The sequence below is a fragment of the Streptomyces sp. NPDC003032 genome, from assembly GCF_053591415.1.
The window spans coordinates 62919-78411 of record NZ_JBSFTT010000034.1; the positions used below are offsets into that span (position 1 = coordinate 62919).

Annotated in this window: 16 protein-coding genes; 13 read left to right on the plus strand and 3 right to left on the minus strand. The window is 70.0% G+C overall.

Annotated elements, in window-relative coordinates; genetic code table 11:
- The first annotated feature begins 3 nt into the window (after nt 1-3).
- From ACWDZ7_RS34415 to ACWDZ7_RS34470, 12 genes are all read left to right on the plus strand, one after another.
- On the plus strand, nt 4-834 hold the full coding sequence (locus ACWDZ7_RS34415; protein ID WP_451517713.1) for an MlaE family ABC transporter permease: 831 nt from the start codon (nt 4-6) through the stop codon (nt 832-834).
- Nucleotides 831-2150 carry an MCE family protein gene (locus ACWDZ7_RS34420; RefSeq protein WP_451802493.1) on the plus strand — a complete coding sequence of 440 codons (1320 nt, stop codon included), beginning with the start codon at nt 831-833 and terminating at the stop codon, nt 2148-2150. The genes ACWDZ7_RS34415 and ACWDZ7_RS34420 overlap by 4 nt, the downstream gene beginning before the upstream one ends.
- Entirely contained in the window at nt 2147-3181 is a 1035-nt protein-coding gene (locus tag ACWDZ7_RS34425; protein ID WP_451802495.1) for an MCE family protein, read from the plus strand. Before ACWDZ7_RS34420 ends, ACWDZ7_RS34425 begins: the two co-directional genes overlap by 4 nt.
- Nucleotides 3178-4281 carry an MCE family protein gene (locus ACWDZ7_RS34430; protein ID WP_451802497.1) on the plus strand — a complete coding sequence of 368 codons (1104 nt, stop codon included), beginning with the start codon at nt 3178-3180 and terminating at the stop codon, nt 4279-4281. Before ACWDZ7_RS34425 ends, ACWDZ7_RS34430 begins: the two co-directional genes overlap by 4 nt.
- Nucleotides 4281-5429, plus strand: a complete 1149-nt coding sequence (locus ACWDZ7_RS34435) for an MCE family protein (protein WP_451802498.1) — start codon at nt 4281-4283, stop codon at nt 5427-5429. Before ACWDZ7_RS34430 ends, ACWDZ7_RS34435 begins: the two co-directional genes overlap by 1 nt.
- The gene (locus ACWDZ7_RS34440; RefSeq protein WP_451802500.1) at nt 5426-6580 is read left to right on the plus strand and encodes an MlaD family protein; all 1155 of its coding nucleotides are present in this window, start codon (nt 5426-5428) and stop codon (nt 6578-6580) included. Before ACWDZ7_RS34435 ends, ACWDZ7_RS34440 begins: the two co-directional genes overlap by 4 nt.
- On the plus strand, nt 6580-7794 hold the full coding sequence (locus ACWDZ7_RS34445; protein WP_451802502.1) for an MlaD family protein: 1215 nt from the start codon (nt 6580-6582) through the stop codon (nt 7792-7794). The genes ACWDZ7_RS34440 and ACWDZ7_RS34445 overlap by 1 nt, the downstream gene beginning before the upstream one ends.
- Nucleotides 7791-8291 carry a hypothetical protein gene (locus ACWDZ7_RS34450; RefSeq protein ID WP_451802503.1) on the plus strand — a complete coding sequence of 167 codons (501 nt, stop codon included), beginning with the start codon at nt 7791-7793 and terminating at the stop codon, nt 8289-8291. Before ACWDZ7_RS34445 ends, ACWDZ7_RS34450 begins: the two co-directional genes overlap by 4 nt.
- Complete coding sequence (locus ACWDZ7_RS34455) at nt 8288-8788, plus strand: hypothetical protein (protein ID WP_451802505.1); 501 nt, start codon at nt 8288-8290, stop codon at nt 8786-8788. The genes ACWDZ7_RS34450 and ACWDZ7_RS34455 overlap by 4 nt, the downstream gene beginning before the upstream one ends.
- Nucleotides 8789-8832: 44 nt before the next feature.
- On the plus strand, nt 8833-9390 hold the full coding sequence (locus tag ACWDZ7_RS34460; protein WP_451802506.1) for a nuclear transport factor 2 family protein: 558 nt from the start codon (nt 8833-8835) through the stop codon (nt 9388-9390).
- Between the two features lie 11 nt (nt 9391-9401).
- On the plus strand, nt 9402-10046 hold the full coding sequence (locus tag ACWDZ7_RS34465; protein ID WP_451802507.1) for a hypothetical protein: 645 nt from the start codon (nt 9402-9404) through the stop codon (nt 10044-10046).
- A 74-nt stretch (nt 10047-10120) separates the two neighbouring features.
- A complete protein-coding gene (locus ACWDZ7_RS34470; RefSeq protein WP_451802509.1) occupies nt 10121-10696 on the plus strand; it encodes a hypothetical protein in 576 nt (191 codons plus the stop codon).
- Nucleotides 10697-10731: 35 nt separating this feature from the next.
- On the opposite strand, the gene ACWDZ7_RS34475 is transcribed toward ACWDZ7_RS34470, so the two are convergent.
- The 3 genes from ACWDZ7_RS34475 to ACWDZ7_RS34485 form a co-directional block, all read right to left on the minus strand.
- Complete coding sequence (locus ACWDZ7_RS34475; protein ID WP_451802511.1) at nt 10732-11040, minus strand: STAS domain-containing protein; 309 nt, start codon at nt 11038-11040, stop codon at nt 10732-10734.
- A 425-nt stretch (nt 11041-11465) separates the two neighbouring features.
- Nucleotides 11466-12605 carry a DUF6801 domain-containing protein gene (locus ACWDZ7_RS34480; RefSeq protein WP_451802512.1) on the minus strand — a complete coding sequence of 380 codons (1140 nt, stop codon included), beginning with the start codon at nt 12603-12605 and terminating at the stop codon, nt 11466-11468.
- Between the two features lie 92 nt (nt 12606-12697).
- Entirely contained in the window at nt 12698-13978 is a 1281-nt protein-coding gene (locus ACWDZ7_RS34485; RefSeq protein WP_451802513.1) for a DUF6801 domain-containing protein, read from the minus strand.
- 418 nt (nt 13979-14396) lie between these two features.
- Here ACWDZ7_RS34485 and ACWDZ7_RS34490 point away from each other — a divergent pair, with 418 nt between their 5' ends.
- On the plus strand, nt 14397-15380 hold the full coding sequence (locus ACWDZ7_RS34490; protein WP_451802515.1) for a DUF6801 domain-containing protein: 984 nt from the start codon (nt 14397-14399) through the stop codon (nt 15378-15380).
- The last annotated feature ends 113 nt before the right edge of the window (nt 15381-15493 follow it).

Consider the following 15493-nt stretch of genomic DNA (forward strand, 5'->3'; position numbering starts at 1 on the left):
ACGATGGCCCTCCTCGATCGCGCGGGCAAGAGCCGCGCCTTCGCCTGGCTGGACCGGCCCGGCGATGAACTCCTCTTCTACGTACGGGCGTTGATCTGGATCCCGCGCGCCGTGCGCCGCTATCCCAAGGAGATCCAGCGGCTCCTCGCCGAGGTCGCCTTCGGCAGCGGCGGGCTCGGGGTGATCGGCGGCACCGTCGGCGTGATGATCGGCATCACCGTCTTCACCGGCACCGTCGTGGGACTTCAGGGCTACGCCGCCCTCAGCCAGATCGGCACCGACGCGTTCACCGGATTCGTCTCCGCCTACTTCAACACCCGCGAGATCGGCCCGCTCGTCGCCGCCCTGTCCCTGTCGACCACGGTCGGCGCGGGCTTCACCGCGCAGCTCGGCGCGATGCGCATCAACGAAGAGGTCGACGCCCTGGAGAGCATGGGCGTGCGCTCCACCCCCTTCCTCGTCTCCACCCGCATCGTGGCCGGCGTGATCGCGATCATCCCGCTGTACGGCATCGGCCTCCTCGGCTCCTATCTGGCCTCACGGGCGACGACCGTACTGTTCAACTCCCAGTCCACGGGAACGTACGACCACTACTTCCATCTCTTCCTGGTCCCGACGGACGTGCTCCTGTCGTTCCTCAAGGTGCTGATCTTCAGCGTCCTGGTGATCCTCGCGCACTGCTACTACGGCTTCCGGGCCTCGGGCGGACCGGCCGGGGTCGGGGTGGCCGTCGGCCGGTCGGTGCGGACCGCGATCGTCCTCATCAGCGTCACCGACTTCTTCCTCAGCCTGGCGCTCTGGGGCGCCACGACCACGGTGAAGGTGGCCGGATGAGCGCCCCGCCCAAGGCCCCGATACGCGTGCGCCCGGCACCGGTGGCGCGCACCCGGCCCACGGAGGGCGCCCTCGCCCGCCGCAGACGGCTCGCCGGAGTGGTGTATCTCGTCGTGCCCGCCCTGCTGGTCTGGCTGTCTATCGCCGTGTACGAGAAGGAGTTCACGGACTCCGCGACCGTCGTCGTCGAGACGGGGCGGGCAGGCAGCGAGATGCACCCGAGCGCGGAGGTCAAGCTGCGCGGTGTCGTCATCGGCGAGGTCGACAGGATCGACACGGACGGCCGCACCGCCCGGCTCACCCTCGCGCTGCGGCCCGACCGGATCGGCCGGGTCCCGTCCGACGTGCGGGCCCAGCTGCTGCCCACCACCCTTTTCGGACAGCGGTACGTCGCCCTCGTACCGCCCGCCCATCCCTCGGCGCGGCCGCTCGCCGCGGGCAGTGTCATCCCGCAGGACCGCAGCCGCAGCGCCATCGAGCTGGAGCAGGTGCTCGACAATCTGCTGCCGCTGCTGACCGCCGTACAGCCCCAGAAGCTGTCGGCCACGCTGTCGGCGCTCGCCCGGGCCCTGGAGGGGCGGGGCGAGAAGATCGGCGAATCGATGGTGGCGCTCGACGGCTATCTCAAGGACTTCCATCCCCATCTGCCGACCCTGAACCGGGACATCAAGGAGTTCGTCGAGCTGAGCGACACCTACGCCGAGGCGGCCCCCGACCTCGTCGACGCGCTGCACGACGCCACCACCACGAGCGCCACGCTCGCCGAGAAGCGGGCCGAGCTGTCGACGCTGTACGCGTCCGTCACCAGCGGCGCACAGGAGGCGGGCAGCTGGCTGCGCGCCAACCGGGCCAACCTCATCCGGCTGACCACGACGAGCCGCCCGACCCTGGAGATCCTCGCGCGGTACGCACCCGCGTTCCCCTGCACCCTGCGTACGGTCGCCGACTTCGTCCCGGCGATGGACGCCGCCCTCGGCAAGGGCACGGACCGGCCGGGCCTGCGCGTCGATGTGCGGGTCGTGCCCTCGCGCGGCGCGTATGTGCCGGGCCGGGACACGCCCCGCCACGACGCGGGCGGCGGGCCGCGCTGCTATCCCGTCCCCTACACGGGCGGCTCGAACGCCGCGCGGCAGAGCACGGCCACCACCCTGGGCGGCGTGTCCGGCGGCCTCGGCGTGGCCAACTCGCCCCAGGAGAACAGCCTGGTCACCGAACTCCTCGCCGCACCGGACCAGGCCCGCGGCGGCCCCCTGCCGGACTGGTCGAGCGTGCTCGCCGGGCCGGCCTTCCGAGGGGCGGAGGTGACGCTGAAGTGAGCGGACAGCGCAGTCTGACCGGGCCCGTCGTCAAGTCGCTGGTCTTCGTCGTGGTGACCGCTCTGGCCACCACCGTGCTCGCCCTGAGCGTCGCCGGCACCGATGTCGGCCGGACCCGAAGCTACCGGGCCTGGTTCACCGATGCCACCGGGCTCGACGAGGGCGACTCGGTGCGGATCGCCGGGGTGAGGGTGGGCCAGGTGGCGTCGATCGAGATCGTCCAACGCCGCTATGCGCAGGTCGAGTTCACTCTGGACGCGGACCGGCGGGTGCCTGCGTCGGCGACGGCGTCCATCAAGTATCTGAACATGGTCGGGCAGCGCTTCGTCGATCTGCGCCGTGGTGCCGGACCGGTCGGCCGCACTCTCGATCCGGGGCAGACCATTCCGCTGAGCCGCACCACCCCGGCGCTCGATCTGACGCAGCTCTTCAACGGGTTCCAGCCGCTGATGCAGGGCCTGTCCCCGCGGGAGACCAATCGGCTCGCGGCGTCGATCGTGCAGGTCCTGCAGGGGGAGGGCGGCACCGTCGAGAGCCTGCTGCGGACCATCGGTTCGCTGACCACCACGGTCGCCGCCAAGGACCGGGTGATCGGGGAGGTCATCGGCAACCTCAACCAGGTTCTCAAGACCGTCAACACCCGCCAGAAGGGGTTCACCGAACTCATCGGCACGGTCGAGGAGTTGGTCTCCGGGTTCGCCGCCGACCGCAAGACCGTCGGGCGGTCCATCGGCTCGCTCGCCAGGCTCAGCGTGAGCACGGCGGATCTGTTCGGGGAGAGCCGGGCACCCCTGAAGGACGGCATCCGCGATCTGGGGCGGGTGTCCCGGACCCTCGCCGACCATGCGCCGCTGGTCGAGAACTTCCTGGAGAAGACCCCGCGGAAGATGGCCGCCGTCTCCCGGATGGCGTCGTACGGCTCCTGGCTGAACCTCTATCTCTGCGAGGCGAAGGTCAGCGGCGTCTCCACCTATGACGGCAGCCCGCCGCCGACCGGACTCGCGATCAAGGATGCGAGGTGCCGGGCATGAGGCGCGCGAGAATGAAGCTGCCCTTACGGCGGCTGTCCCGACGGCGGCTTCCTCGACGGTGGCTGCCCCGGTTGCGGCGTCCCCGGCTCAAGCCCATCGGCGAGCGCAACCCGGTGGCCGTCGCCCTGGCCGGGCTCCTTGCCATGACCCTCATCGGGCTGCTCGCCTACCACGCCGAATCGCTGCCCGTGATCGGCGACGGCACCCGCTACACCGCCGACTTCAGGGATTCGGCGGGGCTCAAGGCGGGCGACGAGGTGCGGATCGCCGGTGTACGCGTCGGCCGGGTGGAAGGCGTCGCCCTGGACGGTCCCAAGGTGAAGGTGACCTTCGAGGTGAAGGACGTCTGGATCGGCGACCGCAGCACCGCCGGTATCGCCATCAGGACCCTCCTGGGCGCCAAATACCTGGCGGTCGACCCGCTCGGCAGCCGCCGGCAGGACCCCGGCAAGCGCATCCCGGCTGCCCGTACCACCTCCCCGTACGACGTGCTGGAAGCCTTCAACGGCCTGAGCCGCACGGCGGGAGACCTCGACGAGGACCAGCTCGCCAAGAGCTTCAAGGCCATCTCCGGGACGTTCCGGGACACCCCGCCGCACGTCCGCAAGGCCATGACGGGACTGGCCGCGCTCTCCCGGACGGTCTCCACGCGCAATGACGAGCTGGCCGAACTCCTGGACGGGTCGGCCAAGTTCACCAAGGCAGTGAACGGCAAGCAGAAGCAGTTCGAGCGGCTGCTCGACAACGGCAACCTGCTGCTCGAAGAGGTACGTCACCGCCGCGACGCCATCCATGGACTGCTCACCGGCGCCCGCGACCTGGGCACGGAGCTGAGTGGCCTCGTCGACGACAACGAGCGGCGGCTCGGGCCCACGCTCGCCGCGCTCGACCGGGTCACCGACGTCCTCACCAAGAACAAGAAGAACCTCGACAAGGCCCTCGCCGCCGCCGGACCCTACTACCGGCTCGTCGGCAACACCCTCGGCAACGGGCGCTGGATGGACGGATATATGTGCGGCCTCGTCCCCAAGGACCATCTGCCCGCGGGCACGGGCCCGGCCACCGGGTGCATGCCGCCGAAGCGGGGAGGCGGACGCTGATGCCCCGCGCATCCACGCGCACCCGCGCACGCGGCGGACGGCTCCTGGTCGTCCTCATCGTGCTCGCCCTGCTCGCGGCGGCCGGGATCGCCGGGGAGATGGTCCTCGCCCGCGGTGGGGGCGGCAAGCACATCACCGCCTACTTCGACCGGGCCGTCGCCGTGCACGAGGGGTCCGACCTCAGGGTGCTCGGGATCCGGGTCGGCAGCGTCGACGAGATCCGGCCCGAGGGCAAACAGGTACGGGTGTCGCTCACCCTGGACGAAGGAGTGAAGGTGCCCGCCCAGGCGCGGGCTGTCGTGGTCGCGCCCAGCGTCGTGTCCGGGCGGTTCGTACAGCTCAGCCCCGCCTACAGCAGCGGCCCGCAGATCCGCGACGGCGCCGTCATCGACGCCGGGCACACCGCGACCCCGGTCGAGGTCGACGAACTCCTGGAGAGCGTCACCGAGTTGAGCGACGCCCTCGGTCCCGACGGCGCCAACAAGGACGGAGCGCTCGCCGGTCTTGTCAAGGCCGGGGCGGAGAACCTCGACGGCAACGGCAAGGACATCGGCGACACCATCCACCAGCTCGGCGGCGCCTCCGCCGTCCTCAACGGAAACAGCGGCGACCTCGTCGAGACCGTCGAGCAGCTGCAGAAGTTCATCAGCATGCTCAAGCGCAAGGACGGTCAAGTGCGGCGCGCCGTCACGCAGTTGTCCCGGGTCGCGGACTTCCTCGCCGAGGACAAGGACGACCTCGCCGCCGCCCTCAAACAGCTCGGCACGGCACTGGGCCAGGTCAAGGGCTTCATCAGCGACAACCGCGGCCGCCTCAAGTCGAACGTCGACAAGCTGGCCGGCCTCACCCGGTCCGTCGTCGACCAGCGGGCCTCGGTCGCCGAGGCCCTGGACGCCCTGCCGCTCGCCGCCGCCAACCTCGACCGGGCGTACAACCCACGCACCCGAACCATCGACGGCCGCGCCAATATGAACGAACTGTCCGCGACGGCAGGCACCCGGAGCAGCGGCACCGAAGACCTCGTCGCCGTCCCTCAGGACCGGATCAAGACCCTGCCCGCCCTGCCCCTGCCGCCGGTCGGCACTGTGTACGGCACGCCGGACGGCGCGGACGGCGCCGACCGCGACGCCGGGGGAGACCGGTCATGAAGCGCCGCACCGCACGTATCGCCCTCGGTCTCTGTCTCACCGTGACACTGGGAGGTCTCGCCCTGAGCAGCGGCGGCGTCCGCGAGTTCGACGGCCTCCAGGACCTGCCGCTGCCCGGTGGCGCCGACCTCGGCGACCATCCGTACGAGATCACCGCCGAGTTCCGGGACGTCGTCAGCCTCTTCCCGCACTCCGCGGTCAAGGTCAACGATGTCGAGGTCGGCCGCGTGACCCGGATCGCGCCGGCCGACGACGGCTGGACCGCACGCGTCACCCTGAAGGTCAACGGCGGCGTACACCTGCCCGCCAACGCCTTCGCCAACCTTGAGCAGTCCAGCGTCCTCGGCGAGAAGTACGTCCAGCTCGTCGCCCCCGACGACATGCGGGCCCGCCCCGACCTCCAGGGCGCCGCCGCGGCCGGTACGAAGGCGGCGTACGCGAAGAACCATGGACGGCTGCGTGACGGCGCCGTCATCCCCGTCGCCCGCACCAACCGCAACCCCGAGGTCGAGGAGGTCTTCGGCGCCCTGTCGATGATCCTCAGCGGCGGCGGCGTACAGCAGATCCAGACCATCTCCGGCGAACTCAACAAGGCGCTCGGCGGCAACGAACCCGAGATCCGCTCCATGCTGCGGCAGATCAACACCACCGCGAAGAATCTCGACAAGAACAAGAAGCACATCACCGCCGCCCTCGACGGCATGAACCGGCTCTCCACCACGCTCGCCACCCGCGACCGCGAGATCGGCGAGATCCTGCGGGACCTCCCGCCCGGCCTGAAGGTCCTCAGCGACCAGCGCACCTCGCTCGTCACCATGCTGCGCGCCCTCGACTCGCTCTCCTCGGTCGCCGTCGACACAGTGAACCGGACCAAGGCCGACCTCGTGGCCGACCTCAAGGCCCTCGCCCCGGTCCTGAAGAACCTCGCGGACGCGGGAGCCGATCTGCCCGAGTCGCTGCAGGTGATGTTCACCTATCCGTTCACGGACGAGGTGCTCACCGGGGTGAAGGGCGACTACCTCAACGTCTATCTGAAGATCGCGGCGACCCCCGGCACGGAGATCGTGCCGCCGGTCCGCGGAGGCGGCGCCGCGACGCGCTCGTCCCTGCCGCTGCCCGCGGTCACCCACACCCCGGGAGGCGGCTCCTAGTGCTCACCCTCTCCACCCACCTCAAGAACATCGCCTTCCTCGTCCTCGGCGCCGTCGTTCTCGCGTACATCGCGGTGACGTACGCGGATCTCGGGCGGTACGTCGGCGCCCGCGACTACTACACGGTGAAGGTCGAACTCGCCGAGACCGGCGGCCTGTTCAGTCATGGCAACGTCACCTACCGGGGCGTCGACGTCGGCCGGGTCGAAGCCGTCGAGCTGACGGCCGACGGGGTCGAGGCCCGTGTCCGCATCGACGAGTCCGCGCCGAGGATACCCAGTGACCTGGAGGCGAAGGTCGCCAACCTCTCGGCGGTCGGCGAGCAGTACCTCGATCTGAGTCCGCGCACCGACACCGGGCCCTACCTCGCCGACGGTTCGGTGGTCCCCAGGCAGGCGACGCGCACGCCCGCGCCGGTCACCGACGTCCTCACCAGCGTCGACCGGCTCGCCTCCTCGGTGGACACCCATGCGCTGCGTACGGTCGTCGACGAGCTCGGCAAGAGCTTCGCGGGGCGCGGGCAGGACCTGCAGATCCTCATCGACACCGGCAGCGAGTTCATCCGGGCGGCGAACAGAGCGCTGCCCGCCACCTCCAGACTCCTCATCGACGGGGAGACGGTGCTGCGCACCCAGAACGAACAGTCCGACGCCCTGAAGTCCTTCGCGAGCGGCACCGCCGAACTCGCCGCGCAGCTGAAGAGGTCCGATCCCGACCTGCGCCGCCTCATCGCCCAGACCCCCGAAGCCGCAGCCCAGTTCACGGCCCTGCTCCGGGACACCGACCCCGGTCTCAGCGTCGTGCTCGCCAACCTCGTCACCACCTCCGAGCTCCTGGTGACCCGCCAGCGCGGCATCCGCGAACTGATGGTGCGCGTCCCGCAGGTCGCCGCCGCCGGAGCCACCGCCATCGGCCCGGACGGGGTGCGCTTCGGCATGGTCACCACCTTCTTCAAGCCGCTGCCCTGCACCGCCGGATACGGCTCCACCACCTACCGCAACGGCCTCGACACCTCACCGGCCCCCACCAACACCGAGGCCGCCTGTACCGCGAGCCCCGGCAGCGGCCAGAACGTACGCGGCTCCGGCAACGCACCGCGCGGTGGCGTGCCCGACCCCGCGCGGCCGGGGTCGAGCGGGCTCGGCCGGGGCGGCGGGGCGTCGTCCGGCAGTCCGACCGACCTGGGCGGGCTGCTCGGGATGGGGGCGTCATGAGGCGGCGAGGGGTGTGGCTGCTCGCGCTGGTCCTGGCCGCGCTGTTCTGCGGCTTCTCGGGCTGGACGTACGCGCGGACACAGGCCGACGACGGGCCGGCCCATGCCCGCGACCGTGACGCCGTCCTGGCCGCGGCACGCCGCCACATCGCGGCCCTGAACAGCATGGACGGCCGCGATGTGCGGGCCTCGCTGCGTGCCTGGACCGACGCGGCGGACGGGCCTCTCAAGGACGAGCTGCGGCGCACCGGCGACGACAGCGCCAAGGTCCTCGAACAGGAGGGCACCAGCACGCGCGCCACCGTCACCGACGCGGCGCTCACCGCCCTCGACACCCGAGCCGGCACGGCGAAGGCCATCGCCACGGTCCGCGTCGTGGTGACCGAGCGCAGCGGCAGGTCCACCACCGACCGCAAACGCTTCGAAGCCGGCCTTGACCGCACGGGGGAGAGCTGGAGACTCAGCTCTCTGACGGCACTTGCGGTGGGTCCGCGGTGAGCGGCAAAGAGCGCGTCCTCGCCATGCTCGTACTCGCCGCCCTGCTCCTGGCCGGCGGCGGCCTCCTGATCCTCGCCGACAGGGCCGCGCACACCCCGGCGGCCGCCAACCACGCGCTGACCGACAGCGAGCGGACCCGACAGGTCATCGGCGACGTCAGCGACGCCCTCGCCGCGGTCTTCACCTACACGCCCGACGGCCTGGCCACCACCGAGCGCCGCGCGCGTGACGTGCTGCGCGGTACGGCGGCCGAGGACTACCGGAACCTGATCGGCAAACTCCGTCGGCAGGTACGGACCCAGAAGCTGTCGCTCACCACCCAGGTCGTACGCGCCGGAGCCGTCGACCTCACCGGCGATCGCGCACGGCTCCTGGTCTTCCTCGACCAGCGGGCCGAGCGCGAGGGCGCCAAGGCGACCACCGCGGCCGCCCAGCTCTCGGTCAGGGCGCACCTGGACGACGGCCATTGGCTGATCACCGACATCAAGGCCCGATGAAGGCTTGTTCGAAGCCTGTTGAAGGCCCGTGAGGGGAGAGGGACATGGCAGCACGTTGGGTACGTACGACATCCCGGAGCGGTACGAAACTCAGCCTCGCCTCGACGGCGGCGGCCTTCGCCCTGGGCTTCGCCGTCTGGACGGGCTCGTCCTGGTACGTGGCGGCCCACGACGACTCCGCGGCGTTCGCGGAGACCCGCGACGAGGTCCTCGCGGTGGGCGAGCAGGCCGTCCAGAACATGAACACCCTCGACCACCGCGACCTGAAGGACGGCCTCGACACCTGGGAGCAGTCCGCGACCGGAGACCTCCTCGACGAACTGCGCGAGGGCAGGCCCGCGTTCGAGAAGCAGGTGCGCACCGCGCGCACGGTCACCACGGCCGAGGTGCTGTCCGGAGCCGTGACCGAACTGGACGAACGCGAGGGCCGGGCCGGCGTCCTGATCGCGGTACGCATCACAGTCGACCCGCCGAAGAAGAAGCCGAGCACCAAGGAGAGCCGGCTGCTCGGCGAGCTGACCCGCACCGACGAGGGCTGGAAGCTGAGTGGGCTCGGCCAGGCCCCCGCGGGCGAGCAACCCACCGACAGCCCGTCCGACTGAGGGGTCCATCCATGTCGACGACACGCCATCTGGTCAACCGGCGACGGCGGTTGACCGCGGCCCTGACTCAGGAGACACGTATGACGCCGGCGCCGCGGGCGCCGCGACCGAAACCCTGCGAGGTCCGGAAGCGGACCGCGCGCGGATCGGTGCCCTGGCCGCTGCTGCTCGCGCTGCTCGCCGTACTGGCCGGGGCCTTCGCCGTCCTCGCCCACACCCGGGCCGAGAGTCTGCGCGCCGCACCCGCCCTGCGCAACGCGGCGCTCACCGACACGGCCCGCACCGGCGAGGTGAAGGGCGCGGTCGGCCAGGCCGTCGACGCGGTCTTCTCCTACGACCACACGGACCCCGGCCGCACCGAGAAGGCCGCGGCCGAGCACCTCACCGGCGAGGCGGTCGGTCAGCACAAGGAGATGCTCGCGCGGATCCGCGCCCAAGGGGGCAAGCAGAAGCTCGTACTCAGCACCACCGTGACACACAGCGGAGTCGAGGTCATCGACGGCGACCGGGCCCGGGTCCTGGTCTTCGCCGACCAGAGCAACACCAGTACCGCCAAGGGCGGATCGGACACGTACGCGTCCGCGATGTTCGCCGTGGACGTGGTCCACCGGGGCGGGACCTGGCGGATCGCGAACATCGACACGTTCAGCCGGTAGAGACGAACAGCTAAAGACGACAGGTAAACGCGAACAGGTAAACGCGAACAGGTAAAGACGAAGGAGAGCCAGGGATGAGCAAGTACAGAAACGGAAACGGCAGGGTCGCCCTCCTCGTGGCCGCCACCATCGCGATCGCGGCGCCCATCTCAGGGTGCAGTTCACGCGTCGACGACGGCCCGCAGGTCGACTGGGCCTCGGGCGTCTGCGACAGCGTGCAGGACGTCGGGTCCAAGCTGACGCTCCCCTCGTCGGACCAGAAGGACGCGGAGAAGTACCACTCCGAGGTCGTCACCTTCCTGGACGCGCTCGGCCACCGACTCGCGACGCTGGACAAGAAGATGCAACAGGACGGGGCTCCGCCTGTCGACGGCGGCGACGCCGCGTACAAGAAGGCACTCGCCAACCTCCGCGAAGCCCGCGACAGCCTCTCCGGCACCACCGCGCAGCTCAAGAAGGCCAAGGTCATCGACAAGAAGTCGCTGAAAGCGGCGCTGAAGAAGGCCGGCGCGGGCATGGACAAGGCGGGCGCCTACCAGGGCCCCGCCCATGACTTCCGCGCCGACCCCGCGCTCCGGCAGGCCTTCGACAAGGCACCGGAGTGCGCGAACCTGCCCGGGTCCGGATCCTCGGCGCCGCCCGCCGGATAGGGCCGGGGCCCGACGAAGTCGAAGAGCCGCGGGCTTCAGCGGGGACGTTCCTGGTCCGCGGCGTCCGGGTCAGCCTCTACGGGAAAGCGCTCTTCCAGAGCGTTGCGGCGGATACATGCCCACACTTCGGGGCTGGCCGCGGTCAGTGTGACGGTGATGCCGACGGGGTACAGCGCCTGGCAGATGCCCAGCAGCGTGTACAGGCTGGCGCTGTCGCAGTAGGTCACGCCGGACAGGTCCAGCACAAGGCGCCCGCGTGTCTCGGGCCGTGTTGCGAGAAGCGTCACCGCTTCGCGCAGGTCGGCCGAGGTGGAGAAGTCCAGCTCGCCCGTGAGTGCAACCATGACTGCGGCCCCGGCCGGGTGGTCCTGATGGATGACCAGACGGGGCAGATGGGGCTCTCTCATCGCTAGTCCCGTGTGCCTGCGGACCCGCCTCACTACCGAAGCGAATACTGAGGCCCGAAGATATCCGGCCGTCGGCGAGTTCGCCATCGCCGGCCCGGGACGATGCCGCACTCCGTGCGTCATCGTCCAAGGAGCACGTCGTCGGCCCGCGCGGTGTAGACCGGGTCGCAGCCGGAGAGGAAGTTCGACCGCTGCGCGCAGGAAGACCCTGAGCCGGGATCGGCGGGTGAAGCCCTTGAAAGGGGCCATGCGGTCTTCCTGGCGGACGCGCCATCCTTCCGACAGGCCCACGGAGGGAACCAGCCATGCGCTGATCACCACCGCCGCCTCCACCCCTACGGCCCAGCACGGGCAACGGGAAACTACTTTTTGTACGCGAGGTCCATGGCGATGGTGTTGCCGGGGCCCGCCGTGAACGCGCTGATCATGTCGTTGAAGCCGCCGCAGTCCTTGAGCCCGGGCAGGGTGTACGTGCCCGTGAGCCTGCCGCCGCTGTAGGGTTGGAAGCGGCCTTCGCTCGTGAGGTCGATCCTGGCGGGCTCGGTGGACCCGCAGTTCGGCCCGCCGCCTATGGGCAGTCCGAACGCGGCCACGCCGGTGAGTTTGACGTACATCTCGGAGTGCGACGTGAGGCGGCCCGCGGTGTCGAGGGTCCCCGTCGTCTTCGCCGTCTGGTCGAAGGCGATGTCCGCGGTCGCGGGCAGGAAGCCGAGGATCGTGAACCGGCCCTTGGCCGGGTCGAGGTGGAGATCGGCGTCGAAGGTTCCCTTGTCCGGGGCGTAGCGGGTGTCGATGCCGCCGGACAGCGGGGCGGTGCCGTTGGCCGCCTTGATGAACGAGCTGCCCTTGATGGCGAAGCTCAGCGGCACCGGCTCACCGCCCGGGTCTGTCGCGGCCGGTTCCACCTGGATGGTGTGCAGCGTCTTGTTCTGGCTTGCCGGATCGAGGGTGCACTCGGTCTCGAAGGTGTCAAGGCCCGTCTTGTCGCCGGCCGTGTCCCGTGGAGTCATCGTCAGGAGCAGGCTGTTGACGTCGATCCTTACGCTGCCGGGCTGCCGGAACGTCAGCGGCGGGGCCTGTCCGGTCGCGGTGACCTCGAAGTCGGCGGGCGGGTCCGGCAGGGGCTTGTTCGGGATGGTGTTGTCGATGCCGATGTCCAGCGGGCCCTCCGGCATATGGACGGTCACGTCCGCGGTGGCGACCCCTTCGAGGGTGGCGCCGCCGACCGTACTCAGCGCGGCGGCGGCCTCCCCGCCGACCTTGGACACCGAGGTGATGCGGAAGGCCGGGATCCGCTCGCCGACCTTCGCCTTGGCGGGCAGGTCCGCCTTGATGACGACCGTGAGTGGATCCTCCTCCATGATCGGGAACACGCACTGGTACGTCTGGGTCAGTGACACCGGTTCCGCGGCGGCCGGCGGGCCGGAGGCCACACCGATCAGCCCGGCAAGCAGCAGTACGGCGGGGGCGGCCCGCCACGGTAGGGCGCGCGATCTCAGCACTGCCTCTCCAATTCCTGGGAAACGGTCCGGCCCCCCGCCTCGAAGGGGGCGGGGGGCCGGGTCGGAATGCGGACTCACCGCTGGGGGTGGGGCTACTTCTTGTAGGTGAGGTCCATGGCGATGGTGTTGCCGGGTCCCGCCGTGAACGCGCTGATCATGTCGTTGAGGCCGCCGCAGCCCTTGAGGCCGGGCAGGGTGTAGGTGCCCTTGAGCTTGCCGCCCTGGTACGGCTGGAAGCGGCCCTCGCTGGCGAGGTCGATCTTGGCGGGCTCGACGGTCTTGCAGTCGGCGCCGCCGCCGATGGGCAGGCCGAAGATGTTCACGCTGGTGAGCTTGACGAACATCTCGGAGTGCGACTTCAGGCTGCCGGACGTGTCCAGCGTGCCGGTGGTCGTCCTGGACTGCTCGAAGGCGACGTCCGCCGTTGTGGGCAGGAACCCCAAAATCGTGAACTGGCCCTTGGTCGGGTTCAGTTTCAGATCCGCGTCGAAGGTGCCCTTGCTCAGGTCGTAGCGGGTGTCGATGCCTCCCACCAGTGCGGTGTTGCCGTTGGCGGCCTTGATGAACGACGTGCCCTTGATGTCGTAGTTGAGCTTCACCGGGTCACCGCCCGGCGGGTCCGTGGGCGGGTCGGTCGGAGGGTCGGTCGGGGGATCGGTGGGCGGGTCCGTGGGCGGGTCCGTCGGGGGATCGGTGGGCGGATCGGTGGGCGGGTCCGTGGGGTTCGTGCCGTCACTGATGGTCATCGTGTGCAGCGCGGTGGGCTGCCCCGCGTCCAAGGTGCAGTCCGCCGGGAACTCGTCGCCGTTGGGCGGGAGTTGGACCGGGGCGCCGGACGCGTCCCGGGCGATCATGTTGTGCAGCTTGAGGCCCGTCACGTCGAACTTGGCGGTGCCCGCCTTCTCCCAGGTCAGCAGGTCACCCGGTGACTTGCCGGTGGCGATCACGGTGAACGCGGCCGCCGGGTTGGGGATGTCGGCCTTGGCGACGGTGTTGACCACCTTGATCGGCAGATTGCCGCCGCCGCCCGGCAGGGTCACCTTCACATCGGCGGTGGCCTTGCCCTCCAGGGTGACCGCACCGAGCACACCGAGACCCTGCGCGGCCCGCGCGCTGACCTTGGTGACGGCCTTGATGTCGTACGCGGGGACCGTCTCGCCCACCTTCATGGTGGCAGGCATGTCGGCTGTGATCTCAACTTCGATCGGGTCGTTGTTGATGATCGGGAACTTGCAGGTGTACTTCTGCGTGAGCTTCACCGGGTCGGCGGAGGCGGAACCCCCGCCCAGGCTGACCAGACCGGTGACGAGGCCGGCGGCCGCCACCGTACTCAGGGCGGTGCGTGCCCTGACTCTTCTCTTGTGCACTCCCATGAGCTACCTCTCGGGCTACGTGAATGGGCACAAACGAAAGTCGCTGCCATCTCCCCGATTCCCGACTCGCCGGCCCGGTTGTCCAGGGAAATCGGAAGATGCGAAATGCGCCGCCGCGAGGGAAAGCGCCTGTCGATGGAGCTTCCGCAGGCGATACGGCGGCGTTTCGAATACGTAAACTACTGGTGGGTAGTTGGGCGGTCAAGCCCTGCTTCGGGCCATCGTCAAAAGGAAGGTGACGGTCCGGAGGATTTGTGACCGCGGTGAGTACGCAATGGTACGCGGATGACAAATTGCGTACTCCGCGCCGCCGAGCTGCATCGATCTGCGCCGATCGGGTTGACCGACACCTTACCCGTCAGTACTAATTGCTCGATTGTGTCAATTCTCAGAATTGGGGTCACATATGGGAGACCGAATGGTCTGGGCACCGGCCCTGACCGGAGTCGCCGGGGTGTTACTCGCACTGGCCGGTGGCGGTGGCAGCGCGTCCGCGGAGCCGGTGTCGCTCGCGCAGAAGTACACCTGCAAGTTTCCGATCATCAACAATGACGCCATCGAGGTCGCGATCACCACGGACATGCCGGCCACCATGAAGGTCGGCGAGTCGGTGCCCGAGTACGACATCAAGGCCGTCACCAAGGTCAGCGCGCGGGCCGCGCAGGGTCTCGGTGTGCTCGGCGCGACCACGCTTGAGGGCAAGGCGACCGCCGATGTCGTCGTCACCCAGCCCGGTGGCGACGGCGCGTTGCCCATCAAGGTCGTCAATACCGTCGCCAAGGCCAATATCCCCGATCCCGCCGCCGCGTTCGAGGTGACGGCGACCGGCAAGTCGCCGGGCGGGCTGCTGACCTGGGCCAAGGCGGGTGAGGCGGCCTTCGACGTGAAGGGCCTGAAGCTGCACAACATGATCGCCCGGGATGCGGAGGGCAAGCCCGTCCAACTGCCGCCGAACGGTGACGAGTTCGTGGCGGAGTGCACCCTCGACGCGGGTCAGAAGACGCTGCTGCACAAGATGACGATCACAGGTGGCGGCGGCACGGACCCGTCGGATCCGCCCACGGACCCGCCGACCGATCCGCCGACCGATCCGCCCACGGACCCGCCGACCGACCCCACCGACTCCGCTGATCCCACGGACCCGACCGACGGTGGGGCCACCACCGGCGGCTCTTCGGGTGGCGACTCGGGTTCGACGGGTGGCTCGGGCACGAGCGGCGGCTCGAACGCTTCCGACACCCAGCTCGGTACCGACGTGACCAGCGGCTCGGACGGCCTCGCGGCGACCGGTATGTCGGGCATCGGCCTGATGCTGGCGGCGGCGGGCGGCCTCGGCGCCGCCGGCATAGCAGCCTTCCACTATCTGCCGCGGCGCATCAGAAAGGACGGACAGACGGCCTGAGACTGCCGCCGTACGACAGTGAAGCGGGCGGCGCGGGCGGGGGGGGGGGCGGGAGGCGCGGCCAACCGCACGCGGTCGGCCGCGGGGGCCTGCGCTGGGGGGGGGGGGCGCGG

Excerpts from the sequence above, each read along its gene's own strand:
- ACWDZ7_RS34440 (WP_451802500.1), top strand. The coding sequence starts at position 5,426 with ATGAAGCGCCGCACCGCACGTATCGCCCTCGGTCTCTGTCTCACCGTG.
- ACWDZ7_RS34470 (WP_451802509.1), top strand. The coding sequence starts at position 10,121 with ATGAGCAAGTACAGAAACGGAAACGGCAGGGTCGCCCTCCTCGTGGCC.
- ACWDZ7_RS34465 (WP_451802507.1), top strand. The coding sequence starts at position 9,402 with ATGTCGACGACACGCCATCTGGTCAACCGGCGACGGCGGTTGACCGCG.
- ACWDZ7_RS34415 (WP_451517713.1), top strand. The coding sequence starts at position 4 with ATGGCCCTCCTCGATCGCGCGGGCAAGAGCCGCGCCTTCGCCTGGCTG.
- ACWDZ7_RS34490 (WP_451802515.1), top strand. The coding sequence starts at position 14,397 with ATGGTCTGGGCACCGGCCCTGACCGGAGTCGCCGGGGTGTTACTCGCA.
- ACWDZ7_RS34485 (WP_451802513.1), bottom strand. The coding sequence starts at position 13,978 with ATGGGAGTGCACAAGAGAAGAGTCAGGGCACGCACCGCCCTGAGTACG.
- ACWDZ7_RS34420 (WP_451802493.1), top strand. The coding sequence starts at position 831 with ATGAGCGCCCCGCCCAAGGCCCCGATACGCGTGCGCCCGGCACCGGTG.
- ACWDZ7_RS34430 (WP_451802497.1), top strand. The coding sequence starts at position 3,178 with ATGAGGCGCGCGAGAATGAAGCTGCCCTTACGGCGGCTGTCCCGACGG.
- ACWDZ7_RS34475 (WP_451802511.1), bottom strand. The coding sequence starts at position 11,040 with ATGGTTGCACTCACGGGCGAGCTGGACTTCTCCACCTCGGCCGACCTG.
- ACWDZ7_RS34450 (WP_451802503.1), top strand. The coding sequence starts at position 7,791 with ATGAGGCGGCGAGGGGTGTGGCTGCTCGCGCTGGTCCTGGCCGCGCTG.
- ACWDZ7_RS34460 (WP_451802506.1), top strand. The coding sequence starts at position 8,833 with ATGGCAGCACGTTGGGTACGTACGACATCCCGGAGCGGTACGAAACTC.
- ACWDZ7_RS34435 (WP_451802498.1), top strand. The coding sequence starts at position 4,281 with ATGCCCCGCGCATCCACGCGCACCCGCGCACGCGGCGGACGGCTCCTG.